The following is a 14439-nucleotide window of genomic DNA, read 5'->3' on the forward strand; positions in this document are numbered from 1 at the left end:
TCAGACTGCCAACGGTGAGAACACCCCACCCACAGAGTCGGCAGTCGGAAAATCATCCAGCCCCCGGAGCGGCCACCCCCGGAGCCACCCCCGGCACCCCCCACCCACCCGAAAGCCCACCCCGCACCCCAAGCCCCGCGCAGCGGCCCCCACGTTTGCTCCAGCTAGCACCCTGCTTGCATTTGCAAGCGCCATGTTGCACCCTGTGGACATGGCCTCACTGAACGTCGGCTCGCTCGGCGAGTACATCCGCGAGCAACGCCGCAACGCGCAGTACTCGCTGCGCCAGCTGGCGGAGGCCGCCGGCGTGTCCAACCCGTACCTCAGCCAGATCGAGCGAGGGTTGCGCAAGCCGAGCGCGGAGATCCTCCAGCAGATCGCGAAGGCGCTGCGGATCTCGGCCGAGACGCTGTACGTCCAGGCCGGGATCCTGGAGGAGCGGCGGGACGAGGGTCTGGAGCTGAGGGCCTCGATCCTCGCCGATCCGCTGATCAACGAGCAGCAGAAGCAGGCGCTGCTGGCGGTCTACGAAGCCTTCCTGAAGGAGAACGCCGCCCGCCGGGACCCGGCAGCCGAGGCCGGCACCAACAGCGGCACTTCGACGACACCCGCACAGCCGACGACACCCGCACAACCGACGACACCCGCACAACCGACGACCGACGGCCCAGCCGCCTAGACACCCACCGGGAGGACCGGTCATGCCGATCACCGACGAGCTCAAGAAGACCCTCACCGACCCGACCCCGCTGTACGCCCTCGCCGGCGCCGGTGACCTCGCCTACGAGAAGCTGCGCGAGGTGCCGGGCAAGGTCGAGGCGCTGGCCGCGGACCGCAAGGGCGCGCAGGAGATGGCCGGTGCCCGGCTGCAGGAGGCGCAGGCGAAGCTCGCCGAGGCGCAGGCCAAGGTCGCCGAGACGGTCACCACGCTGCCCACGGACTTCAAGGCGCTGCAGGAGCGGGCCCAGGACTTCGCCATCCAGCAGGTCGGCCGGGCGGTCGAGCTGGCGGTCAAGGCGAAGGAGACGTACGACGAGCTCGCCGAGCGCGGCAAGGTCGTGGTCGAGCGCACCCGCCCGGGCTCCCAGGCCGAGCCGACCGAGCCGACCGAGCCCGCGGTGATCGACGCCGAGGTCATCGAGGACGATGCCGCAGCCGCAGCCGAGCCCGCGCCGAAGAAGACCCCCCGCACCCGCAAGGACGCTCCCCGAGGAGAGTGAAGCGCCACCGAACGGGGCACATCCACCGATCGCGGAACGTTGACGGCTTGGCGGACGGTCGCCGTGCCAGGATGGACGGCGGCCCGCACACCGGAGCCGAGAGACAGAGGAGACCGCCATGGGCGGAGTGAACCAGGTTCTGGGCCTGTCCTATCTGAACCCGATCTGGTGGATGTCCGTCGCCATCCTGGGCTTCAAGCTGTTCGCCCTGATCGACGGCGCGTCCCGCCGGGAGGACGCCTACCGGGCCGCGGACAAGAAGACCAAGGGCTTCTGGCTGGCGATCCTGGGGATCGCGTTCGGCTGGGACCTGTTGTTCGGCGTGAACTTCTTCACCGGCATCGGGACGCTCGCCGGGCTGGTGGCGTCGATCGTCTACATGGTGGACGTGCGTCCGGCGATCCGGGAGCTGACCAACCGCGGCGGCCGGGGCGGTGGCGGCCGGAGCAACATGGGGCCGTACGGACCCTGGTGACAAAGCGCAGAAAGAAAGCGGAAAGAAAGCGGTGCTGCCCGGGAGAGGCCACAAAACGCCTCCCCGGGCAGCACCGTTTTTCGTGCACCAGCTCAAGCAGTGCCCCCAGAGCTCACCCCAGGATGAGCTGCACCGGGTTCCGCTCCAGCAACAGCACCGCGACGTCATCCGTCAGCGCGCCACCGTTCAGCTCCTCGACCTCGGCGATCGCGCTGTCGACCAGCCGGCCGCGGGTGAGCCCGGCGGACTGGTGGTCGCCGACCAGATCGGCGAGACCGTCCTGGCCGAGGCGTCGGGACCCGGCCCCGACCCGGCCCTCGATGAGTCCGTCGGTGTAGAGCAACAGCCGCCAGCCGGGCCGGAGTTCGATCTCGTGAGCGGGCCAGGCGGCCTCGCCGTCGTCGCACGGCAGCAGCCCGAGCGCCGGCCCGGCGAGGTCGGAGGGCAAGGTCAGCGGCTGGTGGTCGGCGCCGAGCAGGAGGGGCGCCGGGTGCCCGGCGAGGTAGAGGCGGGCCCGTTCGCAGGCGCCGAGCGCGTCGAGGTCGCCGCACTCGCCGCCGGGCTCGATGACGAGCATGCAGAGCGTCGCGAAGATCTCGTCGCTGCGCCGCTCGTGTTCGAGGACGTGCTGGAGGGTGGTGAGCAGGGCCTCGCCGGTGAGGCCCGCGAAGACGAGGGTGCGCCACGCTATGCGGAGCGCGACGCCGAGCGCGGCTTCGTCCGGGCCGTGGCCGCAGACGTCACCGATCACGACGTGGATGGTGCCGTCGTCGGTGCGGACGGCGTCGTAGAAGTCGCCGCCGAGCAGGGCGCGGCGGCGGCCGGGGCGGTAGCGGCGGGTGAAGGAGAGGCCGGCGCCGTCGAGCAGCGGGGTGGGCAGGAGGTGGCGCTGGAGGCGGGCGTTCTCCTGGCCGCGCAGTTCGGCCTCGACCAGGCGGCGCTGGGACTCGTCGGCGCGCTTGCGTTCGACGGCGTAGCGCAGGGCGCGGGCGAGCAGCGGGCCGTCCGTCTCGTGCTTGATCAGGAAGTCCTGGGCGCCGGCGGCGACCGCGGCGGCGCCCAGTTCGGCGCCGGCCGCGTCGGTGAGCACGACGACGGCGGTGTGCGGGGCCCGGCGGAGGAGTTCGTGGAGGCCTTCCAGCCCGTCGGAGGAGTCGGAGGGGTGGGGCAGGTCGGAGGGCGCGGCGAGGTCGAGCAGGACGCAGCTGAACTCGCTGCCGCGCGGGCGGCCGCGCCGGGCGCCGGTGGGCGGCGGGGCGAGCAGGCCGGTGGCCTGCTCCAGGCCGCGGGCCCAGTGCACCTCGATGGCGGTGCCGCTGTCGGCGACCGCGGCCTTGATCAGCTGGGCGTCGGAGGCATCGTCCTCGATGACCAGCAGCTTGAGCGGGGTGCCGCCGGCCGCGGCGTCACCTTCGCCGGCCGCCGACGGGTTTGCGGCCCGCGATCGGGGGTGAGGTATCGGGGGAGCGTCCGTGAGCGGGCCGACCGGGACGGGGTGGATGCGGGCACGGCGGGGGAGGGCGCCGTCGAGGGCGTCCGACAGGTCCGCGGCACCTCGTGCCCGCCCGTCTCCCGTTGCGGGCATCGGTGGTTCCTCCCTTTCCCCGAGTGCGTAACGGCCGGCGTCCGTCCGCAGTGCCCGCGTGGCACCCTGCGTCGGGGAACTTCTCGCGACCATAACGTGATCTCCGGGGATTTCTCTGGCCCGCCGGGGCCGTTGTGGCTATTGCCACGCCGGTGGCGGTGTGGTCATCGGACTCGGACGGCGACTCGGGCCCGGCCCCGGCGGGTGCCGGGGCGGGCGGAGAGGGGGGCAACATCATGGTGACGCGGATCACCCTGGTCGAGGGTGACATCACGGAGCAGCAGGTGGACGCGGTGGTGAACGCCGCGAACTCCTCTCTGCTGGGCGGCGGCGGGGTGGACGGCGCGATCCACCGCAGGGGCGGGCCGCAGGTCCTGGAGGAGTGCCGGCGGCTGCGGGCCTCGCACTGGGGCAAGGGGCTGCCCACCGGGCGGGCGGTGGCGACGACGGCCGGCCGGCTGCCGGCGCGGTGGGTGGTGCACACCGTCGGGCCGGTGTACCGGGCGGAGGATTACGAGGAGCGGGCGGAGCTGCTGGCCTCCTGCTATCGCGAGTCGCTGCGGACGGCGGCGGAGCTGGGCGCGCGCACGGTGGCCTTCCCGGCGGTGTCGGCCGGGATCTACGGGTGGCCGCCGGCCGACGCGGCCCGGATCGCGCTCTCCACCGTCGCCGAGGCGGTGGGCGGCGGCGACGAGCGGGCCGGGGCGGGGCTGGACGAGGTGCGGTTCGTGCTGTTCGGGGCGGAGATGTACGGCGTGTTCGAACGGGCGTGGGCGGAGCTGCGGTCGGACGGCTGAGCGGGACGTGCTGCGGACGTGCTGCGGGCGGGCGGCGGTGTGGGCGCCGCCCGGTGACCTCCATCGTGGCGTGACGGGGCGTCAACGCGCCAGAGGAATTCGATAACTCGTTCGAGTGAAACGCGGGTGTTGCCGCCGGTGTCCGGACGCCGCACCCCGCCGCACCCCGCCGACGTCCCCGCCGCACCGCCCCGACGTCCCCGCCGCAACGCCCCGCTACGGCGCACCGCCCCGCTACGGCGCGAGCGCCGTCCAGGGCACCGTGACCTCGCCCTGCCGCCACCGCCCGCGCGCGTCCACCAGCGGCCAGTCGCCCGCCAGGGCCGTGCACGCGGCCACCCAGCGCTGGCGCGCCCCGAACGCCCCGTACGGCGCCGCGGCCGCCCAGGCCCGGTCGAAGTCGGCGAGGAACCGGTGCACCGGCCGGCCCGGCACGTTGTGGTGGATGAGCGCCTTCGGCAGCCGCTCGGCCAGGTCGGAAGGCCGTTCCAGGCCGCCCAGCCGGGCCGCGAAGGTCACCGTCCGCGGGCCCTCCGGGCCGAGCGCGACCCAGACGTGGCGCCGCCCGATCTCGTCGCAGGTGCCCTCGACGAGCAGCCCGTCCGGCGCCAGCCGCGCGCAGAGCCGCTCCCACACCGCGCCCACCGCCGACTCGTCGTACTGCCGCAGGACGTTGGCGGCCCGGATCAGCTGGGCCGGCGCGCCGCCGTCGAGCGGCACCTCGAAGCCGCCGCGCCGGAAGGTGAGCAGCGGCGGGGCGGCGTACGGCAGGGCCGCGGCGACCCGCTCCGGCTCGATCTCGATCCCGACCACCCGGACGTCCGGCCGCACCGCGCGCAGCCGTCCGGCCAGTTCGACGGCGGTCCAGGGGGCGGCGCCGTAGCCGAGGTCGACGGCGACCGGCGGCCGGTCGGCGGAGCGCAGCGCGCGGCCGAGGGCGTGGGCGATCCAGCGGTCCATCCGTCGGAGCCGGTTGGTGTTGGTGGTGCCCCGGGTGACCGTCCCGACCGGCCGCCCGCTGCGTCCGCGGGCGGCCGGGGGCGAGGGGTCGAAGGAGGCGGCCATGTCCAGAAGGGTACCGAGGGGCCCGGCCCGACCCCTCCCACCTGCACCGTTGTCCGTCCATGGACCCGGTCGGCGGTCCGTGCAGGGACCGGTCGGCGGCCGATCCGGGGACCGGTCGGTGATCAGGTCGGCGATCCGGGAATGCCGGGCATCATCCGAGTGGTTGGCACACTGGTGGTGATGTGTGGGCCCGGACGGGGCAGCGCACACCGGACAGCAGGCGGGCCGGATGCGGGCCGCCGGAGACGGGCCGCACAGAGGAGGCTTCAGCCAGGTGATCCAGCACCCCGTCCGTTCGGTACGCCGCGCCCAGCCGGCCGCGCCCGCGCGCGGTCGTCTCCAGTCGTTGGTCACGGGCCGCCGCCGCCCCCGCCGGATAGCCATGCTCAGCGTGCACACCTCGCCGCTGCACCAGCCCGGCACCGGCGACGCGGGCGGGATGAACGTCTACATCGTCGAGCTGGCCAAGCGCCTCGCCGTGCTCGACGTCGAGGTCGAGGTGTTCACCCGGGCGACCTGCTCGGACGACGCCCCCACCGTCGAGCTGGCCCCCGGCGTCCTGGTGCGGCACGTCACCGCCGGGCCGTACGAGGGCCTGATCAAGGAGGACCTGCCGGCCCAGCTGTGCGCCTTCACCCACGGCGTGCTGCGGACGGAGGCGGGCCACCGCCCCGGCCACTACGACCTCGTGCACTCGCACTACTGGCTCTCCGGGCAGGTCGGCTGGCTGGCCGCCCAGCGCTGGGGCGTGCCGCTGGTGCACACCATGCACACCATGGCGAAGGTGAAGAACGCCGCCCTGGCCGAGGGCGACACTCCCGAACCCGCGGCCCGGGTGATCGGCGAGACCCAGGTGGTCGAGGCCGCCGACCGGCTGATCGCGAACACCACCGAGGAGGCCGCCGAGCTGGCCCGGCACTACGCGGCTCGCCCGGACCAGCTCGCCGTCGTCCACCCCGGCGTCAACCTCGACGTCTTCCGGCCCGACGGGCCGCGGGCGCGGGCGGCCGCGCGGGCCCGGCTGGGCCTGCCGCAGGACGCCGCCGTGCTGCTCTTCGCCGGCCGGATCCAGCCGCTGAAGGCGCCGGACGTGCTGCTGCGCGCCGTCGCCGAACTGGTCGAACGCCTCCCGGCCCTGCGCGAGCGGCTGGTCGTCCCGGTGGTCGGCGGACCGTCCGGCAGTGGGCTCGCCCGGCCGGAGAGCCTGCACAAGCTCGCCGCGCAGCTGGGCATCTGCGACGTGGTCCGGTTCCACCCGCCGGTCGGCCAGGCGCAGCTCGCGGACTGGTACCGGGCGGCGACGGCCCTCGTGATGCCGTCCTACAGCGAGTCCTTCGGGCTGGTCGCGCTGGAGGCCCAGGCCTGCGGCACGCCGGTGGTGGCCGCCGCGGTCGGCGGCCTGCCGGTCGCGGTGCGCGACGGAGAGACGGGCACGCTGGTCCACGGCCACGACCCGCGGGACTGGTCGCGCGCGCTGGAGCCGTACGTCACGGACGCCGGCCTGGTCGAGCGGCGGGGCGCGGCGGCGGCCCGGCACGCGTCCGGCTTCGGCTGGGACACGGCCGCGTCGACCACCGCCGAGGTGTACGCCGGCACGCTGGCCCGCCCGGCCGGCCGCCTCACCACGGCCCGCCGCCGACTGGCCTGACACGGCCCGCCCCCGCCAGGGGCGAGGCCCCGGCGCCGCAGGACCCCCGCCTCCTGCACGCCACCTGCTGCGCACAGCCTGCTGCGCACCGCCCGTACCGCCGAGTAACGTCACCCCCATGGCAACCCGCACCAAGGACGAGGCCCTGACCCTCCTGCGCACCGCCCTGGACGAGGCCGGCGTGGCCTGGGAACCGGCCGCCGCCGACCCGTACACGCTGGTGGCGACCCTCCCGGGCACCCGCAAGCTGAGCACCACCTGCGCCCTGCGGGTCGGCGACCACACGCTGTCGGTCAACGCCTTCGTGATCCGCCGCCCGGACGAGAACCACGAGGCCGTCTACCGCTGGCTGCTGGAGCGCAACACCCGCCTCTACGGCGTCGCCTACGCGATGGACGCGCTCGGCGACGTCTACCTGGCGGGCCGCCTCCCGCTGGAGTCGCTCACCCCGGACACCGTCGACCGGCTGCTCGGGACGGTGCTGGAGAACGCCGACGAGCCGTTCAACACCCTGCTGGAGCTGGGCTTCGCCTCGGCGATCCGGCGGGAGTGGGAGTGGCGGACCAAGCGCGGGGAGTCCACCCGCAACCTGGCCGCCTTCGCCCACCTGGCCGCCCGGAAGGCCGACTGACCCGGCCTCCGCGGCGGGCCTCAGGCGCCCGCGGGAGCCTTCGCGGCCTCGGCCGCCGCCCCTGCGACTCCGGCGCCTCCGGCCGCCCCGGTGGCCTCGGCGGGCGCGGCGGCCGGGACCTCCGTGACGTTCTCCGCCCGGGGCGCCCGGGGCGCCGTGCCGCCCGTCCGGCGCCCCAGCACCACGTACCCGAGCGCCGCGGCGCTGCCGAGGACCGCGCACACCCCCCACAGCACCGCCGGTCCGGCCCGGTCCAGCAGCACGCCGCCGGCCCCCGGGCCGAGGAACGACGCGAGCGCCCAGGAGAGCGAGTAGACGCCCTGGTAGCGGCCGCGCGCGTGGGTCGGCGCGAGCTCGGAGACGAGGCTCATCATCGTCGGCGCGTTGAGGATCTCGCCGATCGTCCAGACCGCGACGGAACCCGCGAAGACCCAGGCGGACGACCCGGCCAGGGCCGCGAGGCCGAAGCCCCAGCCGGTGAGCAGGCAGCTGGCGATGAGCAGCCGGGTCCGCGAGCGGCCCTCCATCCACCGGGTGAGCGGGATCTGCAGGACCACGATCAGCAGCCCGTTGAGGCCGATGACCAGCCCGTACTCGGTGGACGTGATGCCCGCGTGGCCCATGTCGACGGCCAGGGTGGTGCTGCCCTGCTGGAAGATCAGCGCGAGCACGAGGGTCAGCCCGACGGCCGACATGAAGCGGCCGTCCCGGAACACCGTGCCGAGCCCGACCGCCGGCTCCTTCGCCTCGGCGGCCGTCATCTCCGGCTTCGTCTCCGGGATGCGGACGAAGATCACCACGGCGCAGACCAGCGTGCTGAACGCGTCCAGCAGGAACAGCGTGAGGTAGCCGTGGGTGGCGATCAGGCCGGCCGCGGCGGCGGAGAGCCCGAAGCCGATGTTGATCGCCCAGAAGTTCAGCGAGTAGGCCCGGACCCGGTCCTCGGCCGGGACGAGGTCGGCGATGATCGCCGAGGTGGCGGGCCTGGTGGCGTTGTTGCACAGCCCCACCAGGAACGCCACCACCGCGATCGCCACCGGCCCGTCCGCGAAGCCGAGCACGGCCGTGAACAGCGCCGTGCCGAGCTGCGCGGCGACCAGCGTCGGCCGACGGCCGATCCGGTCGGTCAGCACGCCCGCGCCGATCGCGGCGATCGCCGAGCCGAGGCCGAACAGCGAGGCCACCAGACCCGCGTAGGAGTCCGAGTAGCCCCGCTCGGTGGTCAGGTAGAGGGCGAGGAAGGTGACCACGAAGGCGCCGAGCTTGTTGATCAGCGTCGAGGTCCAGAGCCACCAGAACTGGCGTGGCAGTCCGCCCGTCGTCTCCCGGACGACTCTCCGGATCCGGGCAGGGACGGGCGGTGCGACGGGCATGTGGGGACTCCCGGAGGCAGGCGTCCGGCGAGCGGCACGGGCAGGTCCGCTCAGCCGAAAGGTGTAAGTGTCAGAAGCGCGATGGACACATTACTCATGGACAAAGGTCCCGGCCAGGGGTTTTCGGAGCTCCACTAAGCTGGGCGCCATGGCTGACACGACGTACCGACTCATCCTGCTCCGCCACGGCGAGAGCCAGTGGAACCAGAAGAACCTGTTCACCGGTTGGGTCGACGTCGACCTCAACGAGAAGGGCGAGAAGGAGGCCGCCCGCGGCGGCGAGCTCCTGGCCGCCGAGGGTCTGCTGCCCGACGTGCTGCACACCTCGCTGCTGCGCCGCGCGATCCGCACCTCGCAGATCGCCCTGGACAAGGCCGACCGCCACTGGATCCCGGTCAGCCGCAGCTGGCGCCTGAACGAGCGCCACTACGGCGCGCTCCAGGGCAAGGACAAGGCCCAGACCCTGGCGGAGTTCGGCGAGGAGCAGTTCCAGCTCTGGCGCCGCTCGTACGACACCCCGCCGCCGGTCCTGTCCGACGACGACGAGTACTCGCAGGCCGGCGACGCCCGCTACGCCGACATCCCGAGCGAGCTGCGCCCGCGCACCGAGTGCCTCAAGGACGTCGTCGACCGGATGCTCCCGTACTGGTACGACGCGATCGTCCCGGACCTCGCCGCCGGCAAGACCGTCCTGGTCACCGCCCACGGCAACAGCCTGCGCGCGCTGGTCAAGCACCTCGACGGCATCTCCGACGACGCCATCGCCGGCCTGAACATCCCGACCGGCATCCCGCTCGTCTACGAGCTCGACGCCGACTTCAAGCCCCTGAACCCGGGCGGCCGCTACCTCGACCCGGAGGCCGCCGCGGCCGCCATCGAGGCGGTCAAGAACCAGGGCAAGAAGTAACCCCCTTGCCGATGCGGCCCCGTCTCCCGGTTCGCCGGGGGCGGGGCCGCTCGCTGTTCGCCCGCCATTCAACCATCTTGCCGTGCAAGGGAGTTCACGGGAACCGGTGGGCCGACCGAAAGTGGTTCAGACCATTGACGGGCGCGGGCGGGCGCTCCTACCGTGTGGGCATCGGGCTGGCGCAGGCATGCCAAGGATTCCCCGTCCGGCCGCGCACCCCCACGCGCGCGCCTGCGCTCGGCGCACTCTCCATCCACCCCCACGGAGGAGCACCATGCGCAAACGTCATCTCGTCGGGGCGGCCGTCGCCGCCCTGGCGATCCCGCTCACCTTCGCGCTCCCGGCGCAGTCGCACGGCTACATCTCCACGCCCCCGAGCAGGGCCGCGCTCTGCGGCGCGGGCGGGGTCCCGTGGGACTGCGGCGAGATCCAGTGGGAGCCGCAGAGCGTCGAGGGGCCGAAGGGCTTCCCGTCCGACGGGCCGGCCGACGGCACCATCTGCGCCGGCGGCAACGGGCGCTTCGCCGAACTGGACGACCCGCACGGCGGTGCCTGGCCGGCCACGCAGGTGACGGCGGGCCAGAGCCTCACCTTCACCTGGAGCTTCACCGCCCGGCACGCGACCTCGGGCTTCGAGTACTACCTGACCAGGCAGGGGTACGACCCGAGCCGGCCGGTCACCCGCGCCGGCCTGGACCTGACGCCGTTCCTCACCGTCCCCTACGACGGCTCCCAGGTGCCGCAGAGCGTCAGCCACACCGCCACCCTGCCCGGTGACCGGACCGGCCACCAGGTGGTCGTCGCGGTCTGGGACATCGCCGACACCGGCAACGCCTTCTACTCCTGCACCGACGTCCAGTTCTGACGGTCGGCGCCACGCCGGTCGGCACTGCACCGGTCCGCACTGCACTGGTCCGCACCGCACTGGTCGGCACCGCACGGGTCCGCACCACACCGGTCGGCGCCGCACCGGAACCGGACGGCCGAAAGCGCCCGGCCGCCTCGCATGAGCGGCCGGGCGCCCCGGTGCCTCCTCAGTGGCCGCCGCAGCAGCCGCCGGACGCGCCGCCGCACTGGCAGGGCGCGCCGGACTGGCAGCCGCAGCCGCACCCGGGGCCGCAGCCGCAGCCGGCCGCGAGGACGGGCAGCAGCTTCGCGGGGATCGGTTCGACGGTGTCGTGTGCCGGCGCCGGTCGGGTCGGGTTGGCCTTCATCGTGCTGAACCCTCCTTGTGACGGGCACACTTCCGGTGCCTACGGCTTCGAGTGAAGCCGCCGTTCGGAGGGAGCGTCAACGGGCGCGCAGTGGTGGGCCGCCCGGGAGTCCGTGCGCCCGCACCACCCTCGCCCGAGGTTTAGTCACCCCACGGGGTGAGCCCGACCGCTCCCGAACGCGGCTCACTCCGCGGCCGAGGCCTCCGAGGACGCGACGAAGTCCGCCACGTGCTCGCCCGTCACCAGGTACACGACGCGCTTGGCGACGGACACGGCGTGGTCCGCGAAGCGCTCGTAGTAGCGGCCGACCAGGGTGATGTCGACGGCGGTCTCGATGCCGTGGGCCCAGCGGTCGTCGATCAGGTGGGACAGGAGCTCGCGGTGCAGCGTGTCGATGGCGTCGTCGTCCTGCTCCATCTCCAGGGCCTTGTCGACGTCCTTGGTGGCGATCACCAGGCCGGCCTTGGCCACCAGGCGCTGGGCGAGCTGGCCCATCTCCAGGACGGTGGACTGCAGGTCGCCGGGCACCGCCGAGTCGGGGTAGCGCATCCGCGCGACCTTGGCGACGTGCCGGGCGAGGTCGCCGCAGCGCTCCAGGTCCGAGCTCATCCGCAGCGAGGTGACCACGATGCGCAGGTCGGTCGCGACCGGCTGCTGCCGGGCGAGCAGGTCGATCGCGCGGTTCTCCAGGTCGTGGTGGAGCTCGTTGACCTTCTCGTCGGCCGCGATCACGCTCTCCGCCAGTGCGAGGTCCGCGTCGAGGAGTGCGGTGGTCGCCCGGCCCAGGGCGGAGCCGACCAGCCGGGCCATCTCGACCAGGCTGTCGCCGATCGCATCGAGTTCCTCGTGGTACGCGTCGCGCATGCTCTCTCCTCAGTAGCTGTGTCGGTGGCGGTGCCGACCGGTCATCCCGTACGACCGTCGAGCCGGCGTCCGGGCGACCGCTGCTGGTGCGCGAATGGTACGCGCACCCTCGGGGCGGCGCCCCCGGTTCGGCACGCCACCCACTCCCACACGGGCTGCACGGCCAACTCTGTGCCGTTTGGGCGACCACGTCCGGCCGGTGCGGTGAATCGGCAGCTACGTGGAGGTGAATTCTCGGCAACAGCAGGTCGATGCCTTGATCCGACCCTTGGGGAACGCCGAGTACGTACGCTTACGCTGGCCACATGGACGTGAACGTGGCCGCCGCCGCTGCCTGCGCCATAGCCGGGCTCGGCGTCGGCCTCACGGCCTCGATCGCCTTCCGTTGGAGCGAGCGCGAGCAGGCCAAGGGGAAGTACAGCGGCACCAGTGGCAGGAACTACGGCCGGCACCAGGTTCTGGGTGCCGCCGCCCAGGAGCCCCCGCTCCCGCCGGGCGTGGACACCGTGCTGTCGGTGCTGCGCTCCTGCGCGATCGTGCTCGGCGAGGCCGACGAGGTGGTCAAGGCCAGCTCGGCGGCGTACGCGATGGGCCTGGTCCGCGGCGGTGCCGTCGCCGTCGACCCGATGCTCTCCCTCGCCCGCGCCACCCGCCGGGACGGCGAGATCCGCCAGGTCGAACTGGAGGTGCCGCGCCCCGGTGCGGCCCGCGCCGCCGAGCCGCTCGCGGTCTCGGTCCGGGTCGCCCCGCTGGGCTCCCGGCTGGTGCTGGTCCTGGTCGAGGACCAGACCGACCGCCGCCGGGTGGAGGCCGTCCGCCGGGACTTCGTGGCCAACGTCAGCCACGAGCTCAAGACCCCGGTCGGCGCCCTGTCCCTGCTCTCCGAGGCGGTCGCGGACGCGGCCGACGACCCGGAGGCCGTCCAGCGCTTCGCCGGCCGCATGCAGATCGAGGCCACCCGGCTGGCCAGCCTGGTCCAGGAGATCATCGACCTGTCCCGGGTCCAGGACGACCGGCTGATGGTCGACCCGGAGCCGGTCGCGGTGGACGAGCTGATCGCCGAGGCGATCGACCGCTGCCGCCAGCAGGCCGCCGCCAAGCAGATCCTGATCGCCGCCGGCGGCATCGCGGGCCTCTACCTGCACGGCAACCGCGGCCAGCTCGCCGCCGCGCTCGGCAACCTGGTCGAGAACGCGGTCAACTACAGCCCGCCCCGCACCCGGGTGGCCATCGCCACCCGCCGGATCTCCAGCGCCGCGGCGCTCGGCGAGGCGGACGGCGAGCTGATCGAGATCTCGGTCACCGACCAGGGCATCGGCATCTCCGAGAAGGACCGCGAGCGGGTCTTCGAACGCTTCTACCGCGTCGACCCGGCCCGCTCCCGGGCCACCGGCGGAACCGGCCTGGGCCTGTCGATCGTCAAGCACGTCGCCGCCTCGCACGGCGGTACCGTCTCCGTGTGGAGCGTCGAGGGCCAGGGCTCGACCTTCACCATCCGCCTGCCCGCCGGCCAGGCGCCCACCGCCGAGGACCTGGAGACCGCCCGGGTGGTCGAGGACGCCGACGACCTCGACGACCTCGACGACCTCGACGACCTCGAAGGCTTCGACGACCCCGAAGACACCGAAGACACCGACGCCGCAGCCGGCCACGCCGGCGACGACGAACCCGCCGTGGGCGGTGACCCCGGCGCCCGCGCCGAGCCCGCCGCGGCACCCCGAACCCTCACTCCGGACCGCGCGGCCACCACGGCCCGCCCGGGCCGTTCGCTCCCCGCCGGGGAGCGGGAAGAACCCCTGTCAAAGACAACCCAGCTTGCCCCGGAGGCCCGATCGTGACCCGAGTACTGGTGGTCGAGGACGAGGAGTCGTTCAGCGACGCCCTCTCGTACATGCTCCGCAAGGAGGGCTTCGAGGTGGCCGTCGCCGCCACCGGCCCCGACGCGCTGGAGCAGTTCGAACGCAACGGCGCCGACCTCGTCCTGCTCGACCTGATGCTGCCGGGCCTGCCGGGCACCGAGGTCTGCCGCCAGCTCCGCGTGCGCTCCAACGTCCCGGTGATCATGGTGACCGCCAAGGACAGCGAGATCGACAAGGTCGTCGGTCTGGAAATAGGTGCGGACGACTACGTCACCAAGCCCTACTCCACCCGTGAGCTGGTCGCCCGCATCCGCGCGGTGCTGCGCCGCCGCGGCGAGGACGGCGGCGCGGGCGACAACGGCGGCGGCCCGGGCGCCCTGGAGGCCGGTCCGGTCCGGATGGACGTCGACCGGCACGTGGTGACGGTGGACGGCGCCAAGGTCGACCTGCCGCTGAAGGAGTTCGACCTGCTGGAGATGCTGCTGCGCAACGCGGGCCGGGTGCTCACCCGCATGCAGCTGATCGACCGGGTGTGGGGCGCGGACTACGTCGGCGACACCAAGACCCTCGACGTCCACGTGAAGCGCCTGCGCGCCAAGATCGAGCCGGACCCGGGCGCGCCGCGCTACCTGGTCACGGTCCGCGGCCTGGGCTACAAGTTCGAGCCGTAAACCGGCACGGACACGCGGAAGGCCCCCGCCGGCACGGCGGATTCTTGGGGTCCTCGCAACACCTGATGGCTTACGTGGTCGTCAGTAGATCACGCAGGCGCTCGGCTGGGGTTCTCCAGCCGAGCGTTTT

General features: G+C 73.5%; 15 protein-coding genes. 10 read left to right on the forward strand and 5 right to left on the reverse strand.

Going from position 1 to position 14439, the window contains the following annotated elements; genetic code table 11:
• Positions 1–211: 211 nt before the first annotated feature.
• The 3 genes from ACFVSN_RS44615 (at position 212) to ACFVSN_RS44625 (ending at position 1695) form a co-directional block, all read left to right on the forward strand.
• On the forward strand, positions 212–679 hold the full coding sequence (locus ACFVSN_RS44615; protein ID WP_387959260.1) for a helix-turn-helix domain-containing protein: 468 nt from the start codon (positions 212–214) through the stop codon (positions 677–679).
• Between the two features lie 22 nt (positions 680–701).
• Positions 702–1220, forward strand: a complete 519-nt coding sequence (locus ACFVSN_RS44620; protein ID WP_387959262.1) for a hypothetical protein — start codon at positions 702–704, stop codon at positions 1218–1220.
• Positions 1221–1338: 118 nt separating this feature from the next.
• Entirely contained in the window at positions 1339–1695 is a 357-nt protein-coding gene (locus ACFVSN_RS44625) for a DUF2516 family protein (RefSeq protein WP_380447110.1), read from the forward strand.
• 112 nt (positions 1696–1807) lie between these two features.
• Here ACFVSN_RS44625 and ACFVSN_RS44630 read toward each other — a convergent pair whose 3' ends face one another.
• Positions 1808–3280 (reverse strand): PP2C family protein-serine/threonine phosphatase, encoded by a 1473-nt coding sequence (locus ACFVSN_RS44630; RefSeq protein WP_387959264.1) that lies wholly within the window; start codon positions 3278–3280, stop codon positions 1808–1810.
• A 236-nt stretch (positions 3281–3516) separates the two neighbouring features.
• Between ACFVSN_RS44630 and ACFVSN_RS44635 the strand changes: the two genes are divergently transcribed.
• Entirely contained in the window at positions 3517–4077 is a 561-nt protein-coding gene (locus ACFVSN_RS44635; protein WP_387959266.1) for an O-acetyl-ADP-ribose deacetylase, read from the forward strand.
• Between the two features lie 234 nt (positions 4078–4311).
• Here the strand turns inward: ACFVSN_RS44635 and ACFVSN_RS44640 are convergent, their stop codons facing one another.
• The gene (locus ACFVSN_RS44640; protein WP_387959268.1) at positions 4312–5142 is read right to left on the reverse strand and encodes a class I SAM-dependent methyltransferase; all 831 of its coding nucleotides are present in this window, start codon (positions 5140–5142) and stop codon (positions 4312–4314) included.
• A 274-nt stretch (positions 5143–5416) separates the two neighbouring features.
• Here ACFVSN_RS44640 and mshA point away from each other — a divergent pair, with 274 nt between their 5' ends.
• Positions 5417–6790: a D-inositol-3-phosphate glycosyltransferase gene (gene mshA / locus ACFVSN_RS44645; RefSeq protein ID WP_387959270.1), complete on the forward strand. Its 1374-nt coding sequence runs from the start codon at positions 5417–5419 to the stop codon at positions 6788–6790.
• A gap of 118 nt (positions 6791–6908) precedes the next feature.
• Positions 6909–7421, forward strand: coding sequence for a YbjN domain-containing protein (locus ACFVSN_RS44650; protein WP_387959271.1), 513 nt, complete (start codon positions 6909–6911; stop codon positions 7419–7421).
• A 20-nt stretch (positions 7422–7441) separates the two neighbouring features.
• On the opposite strand, the gene ACFVSN_RS44655 is transcribed toward ACFVSN_RS44650, so the two are convergent.
• Positions 7442–8794, reverse strand: a complete 1353-nt coding sequence (locus ACFVSN_RS44655) for an MDR family MFS transporter (RefSeq protein ID WP_387959272.1) — start codon at positions 8792–8794, stop codon at positions 7442–7444.
• Positions 8795–8942: 148 nt separating this feature from the next.
• Here ACFVSN_RS44655 and ACFVSN_RS44660 point away from each other — a divergent pair, with 148 nt between their 5' ends.
• Both ACFVSN_RS44660 and ACFVSN_RS44665 read left to right on the forward strand, forming a co-directional pair.
• Positions 8943–9701, forward strand: a complete 759-nt coding sequence (locus ACFVSN_RS44660; RefSeq protein ID WP_380447098.1) for a phosphoglyceromutase — start codon at positions 8943–8945, stop codon at positions 9699–9701.
• Positions 9702–9975: 274 nt separating this feature from the next.
• Positions 9976–10566 carry a lytic polysaccharide monooxygenase gene (locus ACFVSN_RS44665; RefSeq protein WP_387959274.1) on the forward strand — a complete coding sequence of 197 codons (591 nt, stop codon included), beginning with the start codon at positions 9976–9978 and terminating at the stop codon, positions 10564–10566.
• Between the two features lie 169 nt (positions 10567–10735).
• Here ACFVSN_RS44665 and ACFVSN_RS44670 read toward each other — a convergent pair whose 3' ends face one another.
• Both ACFVSN_RS44670 and phoU read right to left on the reverse strand, forming a co-directional pair.
• Positions 10736–10915 (reverse strand): hypothetical protein, encoded by a 180-nt coding sequence (locus ACFVSN_RS44670; protein ID WP_380447094.1) that lies wholly within the window; start codon positions 10913–10915, stop codon positions 10736–10738.
• A gap of 183 nt (positions 10916–11098) precedes the next feature.
• The gene (phoU, locus tag ACFVSN_RS44675; RefSeq protein WP_380447092.1) at positions 11099–11779 is read right to left on the reverse strand and encodes a phosphate signaling complex protein PhoU; all 681 of its coding nucleotides are present in this window, start codon (positions 11777–11779) and stop codon (positions 11099–11101) included.
• 305 nt (positions 11780–12084) lie between these two features.
• Here phoU and ACFVSN_RS44680 point away from each other — a divergent pair, with 305 nt between their 5' ends.
• Positions 12085–13617 (forward strand): sensor histidine kinase, encoded by a 1533-nt coding sequence (locus ACFVSN_RS44680; RefSeq protein ID WP_387959276.1) that lies wholly within the window; start codon positions 12085–12087, stop codon positions 13615–13617.
• The gene (locus ACFVSN_RS44685; protein WP_031069385.1) at positions 13614–14309 is read left to right on the forward strand and encodes a response regulator transcription factor; all 696 of its coding nucleotides are present in this window, start codon (positions 13614–13616) and stop codon (positions 14307–14309) included. The genes ACFVSN_RS44680 and ACFVSN_RS44685 overlap by 4 nt, the downstream gene beginning before the upstream one ends.
• Positions 14310–14439 lie beyond the last annotated feature (130 nt).

This window comes from Kitasatospora sp. NPDC057904 (genome assembly GCF_042887925.1).
Lineage (GTDB): Bacteria > Actinomycetota > Actinomycetes > Streptomycetales > Streptomycetaceae > Kitasatospora.

Bases quoted from the DNA above. Each gene is read 5' to 3' on its own strand.
- ACFVSN_RS44615 (WP_387959260.1), top strand. From the start codon at position 212: ATGGCCTCACTGAACGTCGGCTCGCTCGGCGAGTACATCCGCGAGCAA.
- ACFVSN_RS44620 (WP_387959262.1), top strand. From the start codon at position 702: ATGCCGATCACCGACGAGCTCAAGAAGACCCTCACCGACCCGACCCCG.
- ACFVSN_RS44625 (WP_380447110.1), top strand. From the start codon at position 1,339: ATGGGCGGAGTGAACCAGGTTCTGGGCCTGTCCTATCTGAACCCGATC.
- ACFVSN_RS44630 (WP_387959264.1), bottom strand. From the start codon at position 3,280: ATGCCCGCAACGGGAGACGGGCGGGCACGAGGTGCCGCGGACCTGTCG.
- ACFVSN_RS44635 (WP_387959266.1), top strand. From the start codon at position 3,517: ATGGTGACGCGGATCACCCTGGTCGAGGGTGACATCACGGAGCAGCAG.
- ACFVSN_RS44640 (WP_387959268.1), bottom strand. From the start codon at position 5,142: ATGGCCGCCTCCTTCGACCCCTCGCCCCCGGCCGCCCGCGGACGCAGC.
- ACFVSN_RS44650 (WP_387959271.1), top strand. From the start codon at position 6,909: ATGGCAACCCGCACCAAGGACGAGGCCCTGACCCTCCTGCGCACCGCC.
- ACFVSN_RS44655 (WP_387959272.1), bottom strand. From the start codon at position 8,794: ATGCCCGTCGCACCGCCCGTCCCTGCCCGGATCCGGAGAGTCGTCCGG.
- ACFVSN_RS44660 (WP_380447098.1), top strand. From the start codon at position 8,943: ATGGCTGACACGACGTACCGACTCATCCTGCTCCGCCACGGCGAGAGC.
- ACFVSN_RS44665 (WP_387959274.1), top strand. From the start codon at position 9,976: ATGCGCAAACGTCATCTCGTCGGGGCGGCCGTCGCCGCCCTGGCGATC.
- ACFVSN_RS44670 (WP_380447094.1), bottom strand. From the start codon at position 10,915: ATGAAGGCCAACCCGACCCGACCGGCGCCGGCACACGACACCGTCGAA.
- phoU (WP_380447092.1), bottom strand. From the start codon at position 11,779: ATGCGCGACGCGTACCACGAGGAACTCGATGCGATCGGCGACAGCCTG.
- ACFVSN_RS44680 (WP_387959276.1), top strand. From the start codon at position 12,085: ATGGACGTGAACGTGGCCGCCGCCGCTGCCTGCGCCATAGCCGGGCTC.